Annotated in this window: 14 protein-coding genes and 1 pseudogene; 12 read left to right on the forward strand and 3 right to left on the reverse strand. The window is 62.5% G+C overall.

Annotated features, from left to right (window positions below; genetic code table 11):
- Positions 1 to 91: 91 nt before the first annotated feature.
- On the reverse strand, positions 92 to 5,311 hold the full coding sequence (locus CRD60_RS04275; RefSeq protein ID WP_113860067.1) for an LPXTG cell wall anchor domain-containing protein: 5,220 nt from the start codon (positions 5,309 to 5,311) through the stop codon (positions 92 to 94).
- A 109-nt stretch (positions 5,312 to 5,420) separates the two neighbouring features.
- On the reverse strand, positions 5,421 to 6,416 hold the full coding sequence (locus CRD60_RS04280; RefSeq protein WP_113860068.1) for a hypothetical protein: 996 nt from the start codon (positions 6,414 to 6,416) through the stop codon (positions 5,421 to 5,423).
- 426 nt (positions 6,417 to 6,842) lie between these two features.
- Here CRD60_RS04280 and CRD60_RS04285 point away from each other — a divergent pair, with 426 nt between their 5' ends.
- The 7 genes and pseudogenes from CRD60_RS04285 to CRD60_RS09295 all read left to right on the forward strand — a co-directional run.
- Positions 6,843 to 8,144 (forward strand): adenylosuccinate synthase, encoded by a 1,302-nt coding sequence (locus tag CRD60_RS04285; protein WP_113860069.1) that lies wholly within the window; start codon positions 6,843 to 6,845, stop codon positions 8,142 to 8,144.
- Between the two features lie 29 nt (positions 8,145 to 8,173).
- A complete protein-coding gene (locus CRD60_RS04290) occupies positions 8,174 to 9,055 on the forward strand; it encodes a fluoride efflux transporter FluC (protein ID WP_113860070.1) in 882 nt (293 codons plus the stop codon).
- On the forward strand, positions 9,052 to 9,414 hold the full coding sequence (locus CRD60_RS04295; RefSeq protein ID WP_113860071.1) for a fluoride efflux transporter FluC: 363 nt from the start codon (positions 9,052 to 9,054) through the stop codon (positions 9,412 to 9,414). Before CRD60_RS04290 ends, CRD60_RS04295 begins: the two co-directional genes overlap by 4 nt.
- A 247-nt stretch (positions 9,415 to 9,661) precedes the next feature.
- Positions 9,662 to 9,811, forward strand: coding sequence for a hypothetical protein (locus tag CRD60_RS09090; protein ID WP_236630830.1), 150 nt, complete (start codon positions 9,662 to 9,664; stop codon positions 9,809 to 9,811).
- 11 nt (positions 9,812 to 9,822) lie between these two features.
- Positions 9,823 to 10,044, forward strand: coding sequence for an extracellular solute-binding protein (locus CRD60_RS09285; RefSeq protein WP_269088603.1), 222 nt, complete (start codon positions 9,823 to 9,825; stop codon positions 10,042 to 10,044).
- Entirely contained in the window at positions 10,041 to 10,343 is a 303-nt protein-coding gene (locus CRD60_RS09290) for an extracellular solute-binding protein (RefSeq protein WP_269088604.1), read from the forward strand. The genes CRD60_RS09285 and CRD60_RS09290 overlap by 4 nt, the downstream gene beginning before the upstream one ends.
- A 113-nt stretch (positions 10,344 to 10,456) precedes the next feature.
- Positions 10,457 to 10,945, forward strand: a pseudogene (locus CRD60_RS09295) (extracellular solute-binding protein); the annotation flags it as partial.
- 138 nt (positions 10,946 to 11,083) lie between these two features.
- Here the strand turns inward: CRD60_RS09295 and CRD60_RS09095 are convergent.
- Positions 11,084 to 11,449 (reverse strand): hypothetical protein, encoded by a 366-nt coding sequence (locus tag CRD60_RS09095; RefSeq protein ID WP_236630831.1) that lies wholly within the window; start codon positions 11,447 to 11,449, stop codon positions 11,084 to 11,086.
- A 121-nt stretch (positions 11,450 to 11,570) separates the two neighbouring features.
- Between CRD60_RS09095 and CRD60_RS09100 the strand changes: the two genes are divergently transcribed.
- The 5 genes from CRD60_RS09100 to CRD60_RS04330 all read left to right on the forward strand — a co-directional run bounded on the left by CRD60_RS09100 (position 11,571) and on the right by CRD60_RS04330 (position 20,435).
- Positions 11,571 to 11,870: a carbohydrate ABC transporter permease gene (locus tag CRD60_RS09100; RefSeq protein WP_236630832.1), complete on the forward strand. Its 300-nt coding sequence runs from the start codon at positions 11,571 to 11,573 to the stop codon at positions 11,868 to 11,870.
- A 9-nt stretch (positions 11,871 to 11,879) separates the two neighbouring features.
- Complete coding sequence (locus CRD60_RS09495; RefSeq protein WP_456236472.1) at positions 11,880 to 12,938, forward strand: sucrose phosphorylase domain-containing protein; 1,059 nt, start codon at positions 11,880 to 11,882, stop codon at positions 12,936 to 12,938.
- Between the two features lie 539 nt (positions 12,939 to 13,477).
- On the forward strand, positions 13,478 to 14,776 hold the full coding sequence (locus CRD60_RS04320) for an MFS transporter (protein WP_113860217.1): 1,299 nt from the start codon (positions 13,478 to 13,480) through the stop codon (positions 14,774 to 14,776).
- A gap of 294 nt (positions 14,777 to 15,070) precedes the next feature.
- Positions 15,071 to 16,144 carry a ketol-acid reductoisomerase gene (ilvC, locus tag CRD60_RS04325; protein WP_113860073.1) on the forward strand — a complete coding sequence of 358 codons (1,074 nt, stop codon included), beginning with the start codon at positions 15,071 to 15,073 and terminating at the stop codon, positions 16,142 to 16,144.
- A 460-nt stretch (positions 16,145 to 16,604) separates the two neighbouring features.
- Positions 16,605 to 20,435, forward strand: coding sequence for a family 43 glycosylhydrolase (locus CRD60_RS04330; RefSeq protein ID WP_113860074.1), 3,831 nt, complete (start codon positions 16,605 to 16,607; stop codon positions 20,433 to 20,435).
- Positions 20,436 to 20,586 lie beyond the last annotated feature (151 nt).

Here is a 20,586-nt window from a genome sequence, read left to right on the forward strand (position 1 = left end):
GCGGCAGCGGGGTGATGTCGGTAGCGACTGTCCGGCATCCCAGCTTGGGAGACTCCGCGGGGACTGCTGCGGGGAGGCACCCGTCGGTGTGTCAGCATGCGGCATGGTGGCGGCTCACCATGTGCACGTTCGAGCCCTTCCGACGGCGGGCCAGGAAGCGCAAGCCCATGCCGGCACCTGCGCAGGCGGCACCGGCCAAGATCACGGTAAGTACCGCTGTTCCGGTTTCGGCCAGCAATTGGGGCCTTGTCCCATTCCAGTCATCGGGGTCCGAGACCAAGGGGTCCCCATAGCAGGTGCCGGACTGTTGGACTCCTGGCTTGTCGTCGAATGGGTCCTCGTCCACCACTGGGCAGGGCACGATGGGCCTGACGGTGATGTGGGCGCGGTCGGTGTGGTGGTCGCCGGTCTTGACCCCGTTCAGCACTCCCCGGGCCCAGGCCTTCTGACCTGGTTCCAGGATGATGGTGTCCTTGCCGGTGGGACTGCCGTCCGTCTCGCTGCTGGTGAGGTGGATGTCGCTCACCTCGCCTGAGCCTGCGATGGTCTGGTCGATCAGATCAGCCAGTTTGCCCTCCCACTTGATCTGGCCGGTGTTGCTGATCCTGAAGCCGATTTCGGTGCCGTCCTTGGCGTCCTGCAGGGCCTCTTCGGGCCTGTTGCGGTCGCCGTCCTTGAGGCCGGATGCCAGGTCGTACTTCACGATGGACACGGCCGGACTCTGGTCGGGGGTGTTGGTCTCCACCTCGTTGGAAGGCCGTTCGGTCCCGTTCAGGGTCTCGGTGAACCGGTTGACGATGTGCTCGCCGGCCTTGATGCGGGTCATCTGCACGTATCCGCGCCAGCCCTGCTCGGTCCGGGCCTTGGACACCAGGTCGAGGTAGGTCTGGGTCGCGCCGATGGTGAAGGAGCCGTCATCGAAGCTGGCGGTGAAGAGCTCGCCGCCCAGCCTGGAGGAGTCGAAGCCGCTGCCGGCGATCCTCTCCCCTTTCCTGGCCAGGACCCTGTCCGTGGGGCCGGTCAGGTCGCGGGTGGCGTAGACGGCCCACTGGCCGGTGGGCTGGTCGTACTCGGCCGGGTAGGGGTCATGGATCGACCAGCCGGTGACCTTGGGGTGGGCCCGGTCGGCCGGCAGGATGGAGGAGTCCACCTGGTAGAGGAACTGCTGTTCCTTCCAGATGCTCCTGCCGTCCGTGCTCCCGCCGCCCACGGTGACTACCACGTCCTTGGAGGGGTTGATGGGTTTGAGGGGGTTGTTGACCGTGTTGGTCACGTCCCTGCGGCTGTTGGTGACCTGGGTGGCGGTGTTCTTGACCACGTAGCCGTCGGTGACCTTGATGACCGTCATGGGCAGCACCACCTGGAGGGTGTGGCCCAGTAGGGTCTGGTCGATGTAGGGGTCCATGAGGGGGTCCAGCTTCCTGCCGCTGTAGGCCTTGAGGTCCTTGGGCTGCGGGTCTCCTTTGAGGGTCTCGCCGGTGGCGGGGATGACGGTGTCCACGGTCTTGAGGAAGGCGTAGACGACACCGTCCCTGACCTGGATGTTGAGCCTGTCGGTCATGTCCCTACCGGTCTCGTCCACCACCTGGATGGCCTGCCGGTCGAGCTTGAGGTACCCCTCGTCCCAGTCGTCGATCATGCCCAGCCGCTGGACCTTGTAGGCCTGGTCGGTCAGCTCGCTCGTGTCGATGTTGACCCGGTAGAAGATCCGGTCTCCCAGCAGGGCTGTCTTGCCCTCGATGCTGATGGAGGGGTCCGCCTGGGTGTCCTGCTTGACGGGCCTGGGTCTTGTGGGCTTGTTCTCCACGGTGTTCGAGGGGACCACTCCGTTGTTGATGGTAAGCCAGGCCTGGTTGTCGATCCGGTGGTCGGTGGGGGCGTCGTCCCTGACCCTGGCTTCGAAGCGCAGCAGGATGCGGGGGTGGGAGCCCTTGGCCCAGTTGGCCGTCACCCAGGCCGGCCCGAAGCTGGCGGTGAAGCTGTGGTCGGTGTCATCCCAGGTGGAGGTCCATTGGGAGCGGGGGATCACCGCGCCGGTGTTCAGGTCCGTGATCTCCAGGGTCTGCTTGTCGGGGATGGTCTGGGCGTCGTAGGTGTCCCTGATGGCCACCCTGGTGACCTCGTAGGCGTCATCGGCTGGGACCTTGGGGTCGGCCCGGACCGTGTACTCCAGCTTCTGGCCGGGCATGACCCTCTTGCCGTCCACGCTGGCCTGGTCGCCGCCCTGGGAGGACTCGGCCACCACGTCCTTGTGGATGGAGGGTACGGTCACGCAGATGCGCGGCTCGTTGGTGTCCATGCTGGCCTGGCCTGCCTTCTGGCGCCCCTTGTTGGACAGGTCCGACCCGTCCGGGTTGGTGCAGGAGTCCACCTGGTCTCCGGCCCCCTTGCCATACTCGCCGCGTATGGCCGCCGGGTCGAAGCTGACGGCGAAGGGGGCCAGTAGGGTGATCTGCCGGGCCGAATTCATGCCCCTCAACCCCTGGGCGTAGGAGGTCTTGGGTGTGGCCGCGACCTGGGTGCCCGAGACGGTGATGTCGAACTGGCCGGTCACGTCCCGGCCCGTGGCGTCTATCGCACCGATGGAGGATTGTTCGGCCGAGCCGGCATCCTGGTCATAGACGCGGATGTGCGACAGGTCCTCCATCCTCACGATCCTGGAGGCCTTGCCCCAGTCGTCGGCCAGGACCAGGTTCGGGACCCGGGCCAGGCCGGAGGGCATGGTCGCGTTGACCGCCGAGGCCACCCGGTCTCCCAGACGGAAGGACTTGTTGTCCGCGCCCGTCCGGTTGGTCCTGGCCGGGTCGATGACCAGCTGGTAGCCGTCCGAGGGGTTCAGGGGGTTGCCGGACTTCAGGGCCACCCAGGACTTGTCCGGGTTGGGGGTCCACACGAACACGGGGGGCGTGTTGGTGGACACCTTCTTCCGGTTCCATTGCTCGGATCCGGTGTTGGTCAGCCGCTTGGTCTTGCCCTGGGTGCGGGTGCCCTCCTTGAAGGAACCGCCAAGGTAGAGCTTGACGGCCTTGTCGGCCGCCATGCCCTCGGTGCCCCGCAGGGCGGCGGCCTTGGCCCTGGCGGTGGTCACCGACCCGTTGACGCTGATGACGAAGTCTCCGGTCCTGTCAACGCCGTCCACGTAGACCCTGGCCCTGGAGGCGTCCGAGAAGTCCACGTACTGGGCCGCGCCCGTCCAGTCGTCACTGATCCGATAATCGGACAGGTCGGTGGCCAGGCCCTTGGGCATGCGCCCGTTGACCACGGCACCCACCTGGTCGCCGGGCAGGAAGGTTTGGGTGTCGGCCCCCTGCTGGTTCGTCCAGTTGGGGTCCTGGGTGGCCAGGGCCCCGGCGGCGTCCAAGACCCAGACCTTGTCCGGTTTGGGGGAGCGCACGAAGGCGGCCGGGGTGTTGGTCTCCTTTGGCTCGTCGTTCCACTGCTCGGCCCCGCCGTTGGTCACCTGGGCCCCCTCGGGCACCGCCACGTCCCTGACTGTGCCCGAGACGATCAGCTTGACGGCCTTGTCGGCCGCCAGGCCCTTGGTTTGGGACAGGAAGCCGGCCTTGGCCCTGGCGACCGTAGTGGTGCCGGACACGGTGATGCTGAAGTCGCCGGTGCGCTCCTGGCCCTCCACGTAGACTTTGGCCTTGGACGGGTTGGAGAAGTCGATGTACCGGGCCGCGCCGGTCCAGTCATCGGTGATGGTGTAGGAGTCCAGGTTCCCGGTCAGGCCGGCAGGGATGCGCCCGTTGACCACGGCGCTGATCGGGTCGCCGGGCACCCAGTAGCGGTTGTCCTTGCCCTTGGCGTTGGTGTGGCCCTTGTCCTGGGCTACCAGGGCGCCGGCCTCATCCACGGTCCAGACCTTGTCGGGCCGGGGCGTCCTCTTGGGAATCTCCTTGGTGCCACCGGCCTGGCACAGGGCCCCGTCCCCGTCCCAACAGGCCCTGGAGTCATCGGTGATGGTCGTGTCACGGCCGCTGGCCGTGGGATAGGTCGGCACATGCAGGGTCAGCTCACGAGGGGTGCCGGAGGGCACGAAGGCCTTGACGACCACCTCGCCCGCCCGCGACCGGTCGATGGACACGGTGGCCGTCTGGGGGCCGCCATTGCCGTCGGTGACGGTGACCCGGGAGGCATCGTCATGGTCCCTGGTGCCGATGAAGATGGTCGGGTCCTTGATGATGTCGTAGAGCCAGAAGCGCTCCGAACCCGCGGGGTTGCCCGTCACCCGGGCCGTGTAGGGCACCCCGGCGGCCACCGTGGATGATGCGGTGGCCTGGGCGGTGTCGGCCGCGTCCCACAGGGTCTTGGTCGGCGGTGGCGTGGTCGACTCCCACGCCTCGTTCGGGGCGCTGTCCGGCAGCGACAGGGCCGCGTCCATACGGCCCTGCTTGGGTATCTCCAGACCATAGGCCCAACGTCCGGCCGGCCAGGTGTCGAAACCAAAATCGGCGGGCGTGAAGCCCGGCAGCTCACCATGGTCGTTGTTGGGGGCCAGCGCCGGCTTGGACGCCGAACGCACCACATTGGGGCCGGTCGGGTACCCATACCAGTTCAACGTGGTGGTCGCCGTCAGATTCTCCCTGATGGAGGAACCACCCGCATCGGTGTCAACGGCATCATGCACCGTCTGCGTCCCACCCGAGACCGGGAAAGTATCCTGGGCCGAGGTCGAGGCCGACAGATGGTAATCAGCTGGACGCGGCTCATACTGATTCAGCATGATCACCACCACCGACACACGACCCACATCACCCGCATACTGATCAGCGATCGAATCCACCGAAGTGCCAGGCTGATCAAGGAACTGGTCTCCGGTTGTGTATTGCGCCCCGTTGTTGCTGAAGGTCTGACCACCCACAGTGGCTATCCAGTTTTGCATCCAGATGCTGTGGGAGGCGTTGCCGGTGCCTCCAAAGTTGCCGGTGCCGCCGGCAACGGCTCCCACGGACACCACGCGGCAGTTGCCCTGGCCGGCCTGGTCGGGGTGTGCCTGGTCGAAACGTGCCAGGCAGTTGTGGTTGGCCTCGTCCAAGGCCTGTTGGGCGGTGGCCTGACCCTGGGCGGTCATTGTAAAGCCCATCTCGCCCATCGCCGCCTGCACGCTGGAGATCGAGGCGCCGCCGAAGGCCCCGTTGTCCGAATCCCGATACGCCCACTTCAACTGGAAGGCGCTGCCGGCCGCGGCTCCGCCGCCGGCGGACCCGCCGCCTCCACCGGCCCAGGCCGCTCCCACGGGCACCACCAGCGTGGCGGCGGCGGCCAAAGCCGCGACGCCACGCTGGAGCCTATCGCTCCACTTGCTCATTGCTATCCCTTACTATGAAGGGGACGGGCCTTATGTCCGTCCACATAAAAGGCCGGCGAGATAAACGAGCTGCAATTCGAGACATCTCGCCGGCAAGTGTGTAAATCAATCACCCAATCGGGCAGGCACCACCCTTAACGCACTGACTGGGCCTTTGATGGCTTTGTAACCATGCCTGCCAATCATTGTTGCCGCCAGATGGTGCTGGCGCCGCTGGTGCGGGGGCCGGAGCATTTGGGGCAGAAACTCTAGGAGCGCGATAACCTCCGCCTGCGTAACCGCCGCCGCCCTGATACGAGGGTGCTACGGCCTGTTGCTGCGCCTGGGCCTGGGCTGCTGCTGCGGCTGCCTGGTTGTCGGTGTCGGTCTTGGCTTGGATGCTGGCGTTGACCTGGTCCATCGCCGCCTGCAAGGGTCCGGCCCCGTCGCGCAGGGCCTGGAGCTGGGTCTTGCCATCGGCCAGGAGGCCGTCCGCGGTCTGGATGGCTGCGGTCAGGGTCTCGCGGGTGGCCCCATCGGCGACATTGCCTTCCGATGTGACCAGGAGCGCGCCGGCCTCGTCGCGTTTGCCCTGCAAGGCCGCCCTGGCATCATCCATGCTTTTGGCATCACGCGAGGCGATGACCGCTTCGGCGGCCTTGTCCAATTGCTTGGTCCGCTGCCTAAGCTGTCGGGCATCCTGGTCTTCTCTGCTTCGATTCCCGAGTAGCTCGGCCGTGGGCTGAGAGGCTTCACAAGACACAGCGGTCTTGCTGGAGGCGGCAAGCAGTGTGGCCTGTTTGGAGGCATGCGCCAGGTAACTCACCGTTTCGGGGTCCTTGACTTCGTCGGCGGTGATTCCAGAGGCCTGCCCTGCCTTGGTCTGGCTCTTGTTGAGCTGTGTCAGGGCCTTGGAGTGGCCGCTGAGGGCTGACGCGCAATCCGCTTGGGCCCGCTCGTGGGTCCTGTGCCGCTGCCAGGTCAATCCCGCCCCGGCGATCAAGGCCATGGCCAGAAGTGTGAAGAGCAACAAGGTAACGTACCATCGCTTCTTGGTCCCCGTGGAGCCAGTGTCGTTGGTGGGTTGCTTGGCATCTGCCGTGGATGCTGTGCCGGTTTCTTTCATGAAGTCCTCTTCGTTGAGTGTCCTATGTGGTAAGGATCCTCTTCTCAGGTTAGAGCAAGCTGGTGGTTCAAGCCACATCAGGGGTCTTGGGGCTTCTGCCTGCTTGGCTTCTGCTTGAATGAGTACTGGCTGCTTGGTGCGTGCTGCCGCATATTCCTCTCCTATCCTGGGCCTACGGGGCACAGAACGCGGCCCCGCCATATATCAATGAATCTAGGGCCGGCCATGGGGTCATGCCGGCTGAATTGGGGCTATGTGGTCGAAGGCCTCCACTTATCCACATGCCCAGGTGTGTCGTCCCCCTATTTATCCACATGCCGGTCGAGGATGGACGGGCCACCACCAGCGCCCCACCTGCCCGTAGGGACGTTACGCTAGGCTGTTTTTGGCGGAACCATGGGAGTCATGTACGCACGGAGGTGGAGCATGCCGGGAATAATTCTTATCGGAACCCAGTGGGGAGATGAGGGCAAGGGCAAGGCCACCGACCTGATTGGTGGCAGCGTCGACTATGTGGCCCGCTTCAATGGTGGCAACAACGCCGGCCATACCGTGGTTGTCGGCGATGAATCCTATGCCCTCCACCTGCTGCCTTCCGGCATCATCAGCCCCAATGTCATTCCGGTCATCGGCAATGGTGTGGTCGTCGACCCCGAGGTCCTCTTCGAGGAGGTCGACGGGCTCCAGCAGCGCGGCGTGGACTGTTCCCGGCTCCTGGTATCCGATGCCGCCCAGGTCATCGCCCCCTACCACCGGGTCATCGACAAGGTCACCGAACGCTTCCTGGGCAAGCGCAAGATCGGAACCACGGGGCGGGGGATTGGGCCGGCCTACGCCGACAAGATCAACCGGGTCGGCATCCGTGTCCACGACCTCTTCAACGAGAGTCATCTGCGGGATAAGGTCGAAGCCAGCCTCCACCAGAAGAACCAGATGCTGGTCAAGCTCTACAACCGGCATCCCATAGATATTGACGAGACCACAGACCAGCTCCTGGCCCTCGGCGAGCGCCTGCGCCCCTACGCGGCCAACACCTCCCAGATTCTCAACGATGCCCTGGACGCCGGCAAGACCGTGCTTTTTGAAGGCGGGCAGGCCACCATGCTGGACATCGACCATGGCTCCTACCCCTTCGTGACCTCATCCAACCCCACCGCGGGAGGCGCATGCACGGGCACGGGAGTGGGGCCGACCAAGATCGACCGGGTCATCGGTGTCTCCAAGGCATATGCCACCCGGGTTGGCGAGGGCCCCTTCCCCACCGAGCTGTTCGACGAGCAGGGGGAGTGGCTGCGGGCCCAAGGCCATGAGTTCGGCGTGACCACCGGCAGGCCCCGCAGGTGCGGCTGGTTCGATGCGGTGGTCAGCCGCTACGCCACTGAGGTCAACGGCCTGACCGACATTGTTCTCACCAAGCTTGATGTGCTCACTGGCCTCAAGGAAATTCCCATCTGTGTCGCCTACGAGGTGGAGAATCCTGACGGCACCCGCAGCCGCCTCGACCGCATGCCCATAGACCAGGCAGCCTTCGCAGCTGCCAAGCCCGTCTATGAGTCCATGCCCGGCTGGAGCGAGGACATCTCAAGCATCCGTGACTTCGCCGACCTGCCCCAGAGCACCCAGGCCTATGTGCACCGCTTGGAGGATCTGTCCGGCTGCCGGATTTCGGCCATCGGCACCGGCCCCAGCCGTGACCACATCATCTCCCTGCGCTCGCTGGTCGCTTAGGCACGCCGAGGGCTTGGTTGGTGCGGAGCATGAGCGAATCCAATGATGCCGAAGGGGCCGAGTCCGGGCAAGGGGCCGGGTGCTCTGCTCCTGAAAGCCCCACTGTCTGCGGGCAGGGGGATCGGGCGGAGTCTGAGTCTGAGCCGGTTTCGCCGCCAGAGCGCTTTTCGCCGGCCTTATCTCGAGCGTCGACTGACCCTCAGCATTCCCGGCCTGACCCCCTGGCTGCCCCGCTGGTCTATCTGGCCGTGTTCTGCGGCGGCACCCTGGGCACGGCCCTGCGCTATGGTCTCGCCTTGCTGTTTCCGGGGCGCATGGCGGCTTCCGGCTTGTTGAGCTCCGTCCATGTCGCCACCTTTCTGGTCAATATGCTGGCTTCCTGTGGCCTGGCCTTCCTGACTGCCTACCTTGCGCAGGCTGTATGGATGCGCAAAGGGGCCAGTCAGCTGGCCAGCCAGGGGTTGGGCGCCGGATTGTGCGGCGGCCTCTCCACTCTGTCGGCCCTGATGGTGGAGGCCTTGGCTTCCCTTCGCGACGGTCAGATCGCTGGTGTTGCCCTCTACCTACTGCTGACCTTTGCCTGCGGTCTGCTCGTGACCTATGTGGGTTCCTACCTTGGGACCAGGCTCGCCGCCGGGCGTATGGGAGGCGAGGGTGTCTCCCCCGCTGATGGTGGCGTACCGCCGTTTCCGGGACGGTCGAACCGCGGTTCCTCAAACCCCGCCGTGCCCATCGCCCCGATGGAATCGCCGGACGTCGGCTTGGAGGGTCCGGCCACGGGTCTCCCAGCCGTGGTGCCAGCGAAGAGCTCGGGCGCACACGGGGCTGAACCGGCCCCGGCCCCCGCACAGGCTCCAAGTGCTGCGGGAAGGCTCCCGGTCGCCGGTCCGGTGAGGGGTGAGGCCCGATGACCTTGTTCCTGCTGGTGAGCATATGCGGTGGTGTGGGGTCGGTGGTCCGTTTCATCGTCAATGCTGCCTTGGGTAGACGGTGGGGCTGGCTCTTCCCTCTGCCCACCATGCTCATCAACATGCTGGCCTGCTTCTGTGTTGGTCTGGCGGCTGCGGCCTACGCCAAGCAGTCCATGGGCCAGGCTGCCTACCTTCTCCTCGTTACCGGTTTCTTTGGCGGATTCTCGACCTTCTCATCTGCCATCAACGAGGTGCACGGGCTGCTTGCTGCCAGGCATTGGGCCATGGCCTTGGCTTATGCCCTGCTGACCATCCTCCTGCCCCTGGCCTGTGTGGCTGCGGGCTGGTGGTTGCTGTAGCTGGGCAGGGGCTGGTACAGGGGTGGCCGCATGGTGGGGAGCGAGCATACCTATGCGCCATGCCTTAGACCGGCGCAAACTGGATTCAAGCCGGAAAACCACCCCCGGCGGTTTCCATCAATCCCTGTGTACAATGCTGTAATTCCTGACTTGGCGGTGATTATTTCCAAGGTTGGCAGGGTGATACCTACACGCTCATACTCTTTACTGTATCTAAGCGTTTAGCTATCTGAGCAAGGAGGTTCAGATGAACTCACATGTACGAGCACTGGCCGCGGAAGTGGTGAGTATTGCGGCGTTGGTGTCATTCAGCGCCTGCGGTCGCACCGATGACAGCGTGGGTAAGGATGACAGTGCGGTCACCAGCATTGAGGTTCCAAGGGTACGGGTCAACTGACCGTATGGGCCATGGGCAATGAGGGTGAGAAGATGGGCAACTTCGTCACGAAGTTCGAGCGGGAGAACCTCGTTGTGAAGATCTCCGTCACCTCGATTCCTTGGTCCGGATACAAGGATAAGTTCCAGACCGCCATTGCGGCCGGCACCGGCCCCGACGCTGCCATGATGGGTAACACAGACATGGCCATCTACCCTAAGGCCCTGTCCTACGGGCCCAAGAGCTCGAGATGAGCGGTCTCAACGATGGCCTCAAGGCCAGTGGCAAGGGCTCGAACTCCCAGGTTGGTGTGCCCATGTACGTCGACACCCGCATCCTCTACTACCGGACCGACATCGCCCAGCAGGCGGGTTGGGATCACGCCCCCAAGGATTGGGACGAACTCAAGAAGATGGCCCAGGACATGAAGAAGGTGGACGGCGTGAAGTATGGATTCTTCATGTTCCCCTCCGGCAACGACAGCTTCCAGGCCATGTCGCCTTTCGCCTTCTCCAACGGCGCCCACTTTGTGAGCAAGGACAACAAGTCCTAACACCTTCAACACCACTGAGCTCAAGGAAGCCCTCAAGTACATCACCAGCCTCTTCAAGGAGGGCCTGGCCGACCCGGATGCCGATGTGACCCCCGGGCTCAAACACGCAGCAATTCGTCTCTGGCGCCACCCCCGTGATGATTGAGGGCCCGACCGCCGTCGGTCAGGTCGAGGAACTTGGCGGCGCTGGTTTCGCCGATAAGTACACGACCGCCGTGGTGCCGGCCCAGAAGAACTCCACATCCTTCGTGGGTGGGTGTAACTGGTCCGTTTTCAAGACCTCCAAGAACAAGCAGTCTGCCTGGAAGTTCAGCAAGTGGTTCGCACAGCCCGAGACCCGGGTTGATTGGTATGGGGTCACCTCCGACCTTCCCGCATCCAACAAGGCTTGGAAGGATGAGAAACTGGCCTCCAACACCAAGCTTCAGGCCATCGGCGACCAGCTGAAGAGTGTGCGGTCCATGCCCGTGGCCTTCACCTGGGGGCAGATGAGCAAGGCCGCCGATACGGCCTACGAGAAGATGAACAAGGGCACTGTTTCCGTTGAGGACGGGCTCATAGAGATCCAGCAGCAGGCCGATTCCATTGGAACCGGAATGTAAGGGTAGTGATGAGTTTGTCGCCTAGAACCACAAGGGGGGCGAGGCCCTTCCTCGTCGGTGGGCAGGGGCATGAGCCCTGCCCACCGCAGAAGGACTTTGGTAGCCTGGGGATTCGCCCTTCCTTTTGTCATTGTCTTTTCAGCCTTCATGCCGATCCCGTTGATGACCTCCCTGCGCATGTCCTTCACGGACATCACCGCCAGGGATATTCAGCCCCCCCCCAACGTGAACTTCACCGGTCTTGACAACGGCATCAAGCTCTTCCAAGACCCCCACTACCTCCACTCCCTGGGGACCAACAGCAATCTTCGTCGTCGTGGGTCTGCCGCTCACCATGATGGTCGCCCTGGCCTTCAACAAGGTCTGCGCCATGTCAACGCCTTCTTCAGGGCCCTCTTCTACGCCCCTGTAGTAGCCAGTACCGTGGCCGTCTCGGTGGTCTGGCGATACATTCTGCTGAGGGATGGATTGCTCAACACCCTGCTCGCCCTGATCGGTGTGCAAGGGTCCGATTGGCTCCATGACGCCAAGACCGCCCTGCCGGCTCTGGTGGTAATGACCCTGTGGCGCAACATGGGAACCTTGATGATCATCTTCCTGGCCGGCCTCCGTCGTACCCGAGGAGGTGCTCGATGCCGCCGAGATGGATGGCGCCTCGGAATGGCCCAAGTTTCGCAACATCACCCTGCCTTTGCTCAGGCCCACCCTGCTGCTGGGCGCTGTGCTCCACCCGCAGTTCTTCGAGGAGTCCTTCGTGATGACCCAGGACGGCCCCCTGGATTCGACCCTGTCGGCCTCCTACTACATCTACGAGAAATTCGGTTTCGGCCAGTATGGCGTATCTTCGGCGGCCGGCTACGTCCTGTTCATCATCATCGCCCTGGTCAGCCTGCTTCAGTTCAAGACGCTGAACTCCAAGGACTAGGAGAGCATCATGTCTACTGCGACTATCAGTCCATCCCCCATCGGTTCCAGACAACAAGCCAGCTTGTGGAAGCGTTTCCGCAAGGCCCATGGCATCACCTATGTGGTCCTCAGCCTCATTGGCGTTGCGTGGGTCTTCCCCTTCTTCTGGATGATTCTTGGCTCCATGACGCCACAGCGCGAGATCATGGCCGTGCCGCCCACGCTCCTGCCCAAGAATCCGACCATGAGCAACTTCGGCCAGTGGTTCACCCAGTTGCACTTCGGGACCTACTTCACCAACAGCCTGGTGGTGGCCATTCTGACCATGCTCGGCAACCCGGTGTTCTGCTCGATGGTTGGGTACGCCTTGGCCAAGATGGACTTCGCAGGCAAGAACGTGCTCTTCCTGCTGGCTAGGGTCACCTTGATGGTGCCCAGCGTCGCCACCTTCATTCCCCTGTTCGGCATCATCGCGAACCTGCACATGCTGAACACCTACTTTGCCCTGGTCCTGCCTTTCCTGACGCAGCCGGTCGGTGTCTTCCTGGTGAGGCGGTTCATGCAGGGCATTGCAGACGCCCTGTTGGAGGCCCGGGCGACTCGATGGCGCCGGCGAGCTCAGGGTCTTCTTCCAGATCGTCCTGCCCCAGTGCAAGCCGCCTCTGGCGACACTGGCCGAGCTGACCTTTCTCTCCTCCTGGAACAACTTCCTGTGGCCGCTGGTCTCTGCGCAGTCGAACAGCATGTGCACCCTGCCGGTGGCCCTGTCTTTGTATTCCACGGTGCAGAACGCGACCAACTACAGCGTGCTCCTGGCCGGTGCGGACCCGGTCGTGACATCAACCGGCACTACTGCTGGGTCGAGGAGATTGACCGGAACCTTGAACGGCCGGTGGTCCAGGCCCTCAATGCCTTGTGTCGCATGAGGAACAGCCTGAATGCATTCGACGGCGACTTCTCTTGGAGGGTGGACGGCGAGGCCATCGTCCTGTCGTGGGATGGTGTGAGCTCCTGCGCGACCCTGGAATTCCACCCGTCCAAGGGGCTGAGGCTGCTGGTGCCGGGACTGGCCACAGCCCCTCCCTAGTGAGGCTGGTTGGTCCGATGCCCAGGGCCAACACAGGGTCGATGATCTGCTGACTGGATTCCGCGGGGCTGGCGATGGGCTGGCATGATTGCAGCCATCCGGTGTCCACATAGTGGATGCTGGGATGCCGGCGGCCGGCACGGGGGACTACGGTTCACACCATAACCGAGGTCCATAAGGCTTTGAAGATCGAAAGGAGGTCCGCGCGATGACCACACGATATGATTCCGCTCTAGTTTTCGTCCGAATTATTATTCCGTCGTCGTTGGCGGACTGATTCGGTAGCAACCTAGGTCCTGTCAACGAAGGCAGGGCTCTGGGAACGGACATAATCTGAACGTTGAGACCCTGCTGATGGCGGGGTCTTCTTCATATCTCACTCCCACAAGGATTGGTGAAGAGCAGGCAGCCGCCACCGCCACATCCGCATCGAGAGGGAACGCATGAGTGCACAAGGAAATCCGGCCGCCGAGGGCCAGCAAAGTCAGGGGGCCGGGGCGAGTGCTTCGGCCGGATCGGCCTCCGGTAAGGCCGCGGCCATGGTCAGGGATTCGGTCAAGACCGTCATCGCCGCCTCCATGGTCGGTACCGCCATCGAATTCTATGATTTCTACGCCTACGGCACCGCCGCGGCCAACTATTTTCCCAAGGTCTTCTTCGGGCATAGCGGCACCGGGGCCCTGATTGGCTCCCTGCTGACCTTCGCCATCGCCTTCATCGCCCGGCCGCTGGGCTCCCTGGTCTTTGGCCATTTCGGAGACCGGATGGGCCGGAAGAACACCCTGGTGGTCTCCCTGCTCACCATGGGCATCGCCACCTTCCTGATTGGCTGCCTGCCCAGCTACCAGACCTGGGGCTGGCTGGCGGTGGCCCTTCTGGTCATCTGCCGCTTCGTCCAAGGCCTGGGGCTGGGAGGCGAGTGGTCGGGTGCGGCTCTGGTCGCCACCGAGAACGCCCCCGAAGACAAGAGGGCCCTCTATGGGTCATTCCCTGAACTGGGTGCTCCCATCGGCTTCTTCCTGTCCAACGGCACCTACTTCCTTCTGGAGACCTTCAACGATGCCGATGCCATGCTGGCCTGGGGCTGGCGGGTGCCCTTCCTCCTGTCGGCGGTCCTGGTGGTTGTCGGGCTGGTCGTCAGGGTCCATATGGAGGAGACCCCGGTCTTCCGCCTGGCCCAGGAACAGAACAAGGTGGTCAAGTCCCCGCTCAAGGAGGTCTTCAAGACCAGCTGGCGCCAGGTTTTGCAGGCCACCTTCCTGGTAGCGGTCACCTACACCCTCTTCTACACCCTGGCCACCTGGTCCCTGGCCTGGGGCACCAAACCTGTTGAGCAGGGTGGCGGCGGCCTGGGCTTCACCAACCGTGAGTACCTGCTCATGCTCATGGTCGGGGTCTGTGTCTTCGCCGCCTTCATCGTCCTGTCCTGCCTCTTTGCTGACCGGATCGGCCGCAAGCGGATCCTGGTGTTCTCCTCCTGCGCCCTGGTCCTCTTCGCCCTGGGCTTCCCCTATCTGCTGATGGGGACCGGCGAGCGTGACTTTCTGGCCGTCATCGTCTTCCTATGCTTGGGCTTCGCCCTCATGGGCATCGCCTTCGGGCCCATCGGCGCCTTCCTGCCGGAACTGTTCAAGGCCAACGTCCGGTATTCGGGTTCCGGCATCGGCTACAACCTGGCGGCCATCGTCGGCGCGGCCTTCGTGCCCACGATCGCCACCTGGCTTTCCCACAAGTGGGGTGTCGAATCGGTGGGGCTCTACTTGGCGGCCATGTCCATCTGCTGCCTGGTGGCGGTCCTCACCTGCAAGGAGACCAAGGATACCGACTTCTCCGAGTAGAATGTGCAGGGGGAGGACCACAAGCCATCTGGCTGGGTATGCATGGTCAGCAATGATCAGCGCCGGCAATCAACTATTCAGTCAATTCAGACAAGTACACAAGTTTTGAGAGGACTTTTCTCAATAGCTGTTCAACTGGTGAAACGAGGCCGGGATTTGCGCCGGCCGGGACGCTAGGCTGAAGGGCAATTAGGACAAAATCCTCTTGCAAGGGCCCTCGGGCCACCACCGACGACATGAAAGCACGCACAAGCCGAGCCCCTGTGTTGTTGGTCTCAAACAATGAATATGGAAATGCAAGGAGTGCATCGTATTATGGCAGCACAAATCTGGTATGAAGACGACGGAGATCTCGCAACCCTTCAGGGCAAGAAGGTGGCCATCATCGGCTACGGCTCCCAGGGCCATGCCCACGCGCTGAACCTGCGCGATTCCGGTGTCGACGTGGTCGTCGGTCTGCGTCCGGGCTCCAAGTCGGTCGAGTTCGCCAAGGAGCAGGGCCTGGAGGTCAAGTCCGTGGCCGATGCTGCCAAGGAGGCCGATGTCATCATGATTCTGGCTCCTGACCAGTACCAGGCCCAGATCTTCAAGAACGACATCGAGCCCAACATGAAGGAGGGGGCCGCCCTGGCCTTCGCCCACGGCTTCAACATCCACTACGGCTACATCAAGCCCTCCGCCGACCACCCCGTCTTCATGGTCGCCCCCAAGGGCCCCGGCCACATCGTCCGCCGTGAGTATGCCGCCGGCCGTGGCGTCCCCGTGGTCGTCGCCGTCGAGCAGGACCCCCGTGGTGACGGCTGGGCCATCGCCCTGGCCTACGCCAAGGCCCTGGGTGGCCTGCGCGCAGGCGCCATCAAGACCACCTTCAAGGAAGAGACCGAGACCGATCTCTTCGGTGAGCAGGATGTGCTCATGGGTGGCGTCAACCATCTGGTCGAGACCGGCTTCGAGGTGCTGGTCGAGGCTGGCTACCAGCCGGAGATCGCCTACTTCGAGGTCTGCCACGAGCTCAAGCTCCTGGTCGATCTGATGAACGAGGGTGGCCTCAACAAGGCCCGTTGGTCCTGCTCCGACACGGCCCAGTACGGAGACTTCATCTCCAAGGTCGTCGACGACTCCACCAAGGACCGCATGCGCTACCAGCTCGGCCGCATTCAGGACGGCTCCTTCGCCAAGGAGTTCATGGATGACCAGGCTGCCGGAGCCCCCAAGTTCAAGGAGCTCCAAGAGGAGTACAGCCACGTCCAGATCGAGGAGGTCGGCCCCAAGCTCCGCGCCATGTTCTCCTGGAACAAGGGCCAGGCCGCCGATGCCGACGAGAACCAGTCCTTCACCGGCAAGATCGCCCGCGCCCAGGTTCAGTAAGCCCAGCGCCTAAGGTCTGCACCACACCCAAGGGCCGCCGTCGCCGCTCACTCCCAACCGGAGTCAGCGTGACGGCGGCCCTTGGCGTATAAGGTGTAAACAGACCGCCTGCATGCGTGCGATCCCGCCTCCTGGGACCGGCAACCCACCCCCTCAAGTGAACCTCCCCCACTGACGGTCGAAGCGATTTTGTTATTGAATTGTTACCGTCAGAGACTTCCCCAGCGGCTCTGGAATGCGAAGATAAGAGCAGTATGGCTCCGCACATAGTAGTTGGAGCCATGCGCTAGGTCCTGCCCATGGGCCGCAAACGTCTCTTGTTGGTCGCCGTTGACCATGACAGCGGCACAGAGCCACCAGGCAGGGCTGAGAGTTGAGAGGGAACCCACCCATTGGAGCGGGGTAACTGATCTTGCACATTGCCTCCATGGGGGAGGTGATGTGGTGAAAGGATGCAAGGATGCGATTGCAGGGGGAATTCATAGCCATGGCGCTAGCCCTGCCCATGCTGGCCATGGGTGTGCCGGCCGTGGCCACACCCCTAGGGCCCCCAGATGAGTCGAGGCAGGCTGTCTGGTCTCATGAACGGACGCTTGGAGCCAGATCCGAGACGGATCCCGGGTATTTATGGCTCCATTTCAGTGCCAGCGATTACGAGCAGGTGTATTACGGGTACAGCGAGGACGGCCTGAGCTGGAAAAAGCTCAATGACAGTCAGCCCATCTTGGCCTCCCAGGTTGGCACCATGGGGCTTCGTGACCCCCATCTGCTGCGCTTGAAGAGCCCAGATGCCCAAGGCAACAAATACCTCATGCTGGGTACGGACCTTCACGCCGAGGGCAGCGCTCCGGGCGGCAGCTGGGACCAGATAACGGCCAGCAAGGACCTGGTCGTCGCCAAATCCAAGAACCTGGTCGACTGGACCAGTCCCAAACTGGTCTCCACCGGTCTGGGGACAAGTGTTGGCAACGCTTGGGCGCCTGAGGCCATCTGGGACGAGGAGACCAATGATTACCTGGTTTACTGGTCCAGCCGTGACCTATCGACAGGTATGACCAACGCCACCACCAATCTCAAGGTGTACAAGGCCCATACACAGGATTTCGAGTCCTTCACCAATCCGATCCTATGGATTGATCAGAGCGCGGTAGCTGGGGAGAACATCATTGACACCAGCATCGTCAAGGGGGAAGATGGCGACTATTATCGCTTCTCGACCTCGGACTGGTATACGGTGGTCGACACCGTCCCTAATCTGGAAGCGGCCAACTGGACACGGCTGGTGGAGCGTGATGCCGCAGTCAGCCAAGGCAGGTCCGTCATCACAGGTGACCGGGTCATAACCACCACGGCATCGGGTCTTTTCGGCACCAATGGCAACGAGGGACTGACTCTTTACCAAGCCCCTGACGGATCATGGATCGCCATGGCCGACCATTCGGGCTATCAGGCCTATGGGATCGACCATCTCGCCAGCCTCAAGACCGGTGGAGCTTTCGCTCCCGTTGGATCCACATTCAGTCAACGCTTTCGCCATGGTACTGTCATGCACTTGACCAAGGCTGAGGAAACAGCTGTGCTGGATGCCTATGACATCAGCAGTCCGGTAGCCCCCGACCCGGTTGGGAGCGGGCCCATAGCCACCTATGATTTCGAGGATGCGGCCACCCCAGGCAAGGACACCACCGGCCAGGGACATGACCTGACCCTGGTGGGCAGCCCAACCATCAAGGCTTCGGATCGTGGACCCGGCAAGGTCCTGCAGCTGGACGGTGGTGGGCAATACGCCGCATTCCCCAGGGGTCTGTTCGACCGTCGGGACAAGTTGACTGTGGAAATGGATGTGACCAGCCAGAAATCCGGCAATCTCTTCACCTTCGCTTTCGGACAGGATTCCACCCGCTATTACTTCATGCGTTACCGCGACAATGGGGAGTTAGGCAGCCATATGAGTACCAGCTCCTGGCAATCGGAAGAGACGGCCGATGCTGTGCTAACCGGAGGAGATTGGCGGAGGATGACCATAGTTCTTGATGGCGCCACCATGTGCTTGTATGTTGACGGGACCAAGGTGGCCGAGAACGATTCCATGGCCAACCGGGTCACCAATCTGGGAACCAACCTCCTGGCCTACCTGGGTAAATCCTTCTACAATGATCCATACTTCCAAGGCGCCTTTGACAATATCTCCATCTGGAACAGGGCCCTGTCCGAGCAGGAGGTGGACCGGGGGCGGACAGCCGATCCCACCAGCCTGTTGATTGCTCAGACTATGCCTGGCAGGCAAATTCTCTCTCAGAAAATCAGTCAAGGTGAGGACGGCGACAAGCGGCTGGATTTGGTTTTGGACTACTGGACCCCGCAAGGCGGCACGGATGGGTCTCGCACCGACAAATCCAAGCTGGCATTGAACTTCACAGCTCCCGCAGGCGCCAGTTTGACTATGGCCGACGGCAGCCCAATTCCTGTCCGGCAGGACCTGACCAAGCCCTTCAAGGTGAAGGTGGTGGCCTCTGCCTCCGAACAGGTCTATACGGTTTCCGCCGTCGTGCTGACTACCCCCATCAGAGCTGCCGGCTCGAAGGATGGCACTGGTGCCACAGGTATGAAGTTTTTTGCCGACCCCCAGGCGGTGGCAGTGAATGGCAAGTACTACATCTTCCCGACCACAGATGGTTATTCAGGGTGGAGGGGTTGGCAGATCCGCTGCTTTGAATCCGATGATCTGGTCAATTGGAAGGACAAGGGCGTGGTAGTCGATCTCCGGGATCAGAAGCTCGATGGCACCGGTGACACCAGTCCGCTGCCCCGACGCACATCCACGGCTTGGGCCCCGGCCTTCGCCGCCAAAGATGGCAAGTACTATCTGTACTTCTCCGGGAATGAGGGCATAAACGGGACCAATCAAACCAACGTGGCCGTGGCGGACAAGGTCACTGGCCCCTACACCATCAAGGCTGATGCCGGTAACAACCATGACGGTGTCGTGGCTGATAACATCGACCCAGCCACTTTTCAGGATCCAGCGACCGGCATCTGGTATATGGCCTGGGGGCAGGGAACGGGCAAATACGCGCAATTCAATGACGATATGACATCGATCAAAACCGGGACAACCGTGACCACCAGCGCTACCCAGAACATCCGTGAGGGATCGTACCTGACTGCCCGGCAGTGGAAGGGTAAGTGGACCTACTACTACAGCTATTCAATTGATTACACCAATAGCCCCGACTATCGGGTGGCCTATGCGACGGCTCCCAGTATGAAGGGGGATGGGTCGCAATGGACCTACCGGGGCGAGATTCCGAATAAGGATGAGGCCAAGGGAATCCTGGGGACCGCCCATCATTCCATACTGCAAGTACCAGGAACTGATGATTGGTACATGGTCTACCACTGCTTCCTGGACGACCAGATGCGCCCCCGTTATAAGGACGAAAGCACCGGAAGCCAGCTGCGGACCGGCAACAAGCGTGAGATACGCATCGCCCGGATGACCTATAGCGAGCCCAGCCAGGCAGAAGTCGATGCAGGGCAGGTGCCGCTGATTCAACCAGTACCGGTAACTTATGAGGGACTGCCCGCCGAGACAATCCCCGATCTGTCCCTATGTAAGGGGCAGGCGGAGGCAGATGGCCGTGCCATGGTAGGGGAAGAGCTAGGCGCCCACTTCAATGCTGGCTGGGCGGTGGAAAGGGTCCGGTGGTACCGTGACGACAAATTGATCGCTGGTGCTCAGGGCCAGGGATACCGGCTGACCGCAGCTGATGTAGGGCATCGGGTCAATTCCCGCGTCATCGGTGCTTCAACTACTGGGGTTCTGCAGAACGCTCAGGCGGCTACGGGGGTCTTGACCAGGGAACAGAAGATTCCTGCGAAGACGCTGGAATTGCGGTCGGACAAGGTTCTGGTCCAAGCCTTGGACACAGATCCGACCGGGGGTGACCAAGGCGGCTTACCAGCCCCTGTCCCCGGACCTGATCCGGGCCACGGCATCATCCCCGTTCCGTCCCCGATTCCTGCGCCGGGCCAGACTCCTGGGCATGATCCGGGGGCGAACCGCCGGCCTGATCCGAGCTCCAAAAATCTTGCCAAAGCCCCCCAGGGAGTTGGCGCTGGGAATGGTGAAAACCAAGCAAGGCGGCAGGGTGGGGTAGGCCAGACCGGTTCCCTCTCTGCAACGGGGGCTACGGTGCTTCCGCTTGTTCTGCTGGCCTGTCTGTTCCTGCTGGCATCACTGGCTATCGCGCTGCCCAAAGCCTTGAGTTGGCATGGCAGCGGTCGCTGAACCAAGCACAGATGACCGTAAAAAGGGTCGGGGCCGCAACCTCCCCTAGCTTCGGCTCCATCGTCTGGTAATTTCCCCTCCCCACTCCTTATGCGCAGGAGTGGGGAGGGGGGGGGAGGGGACCAATTCGGACTAGTTTCTGTGTGGCCGC

It is taken from the genome of Bifidobacterium aemilianum, assembly GCF_003315635.1.
GTDB lineage: Bacteria > Actinomycetota > Actinomycetes > Actinomycetales > Bifidobacteriaceae > Bifidobacterium > Bifidobacterium aemilianum.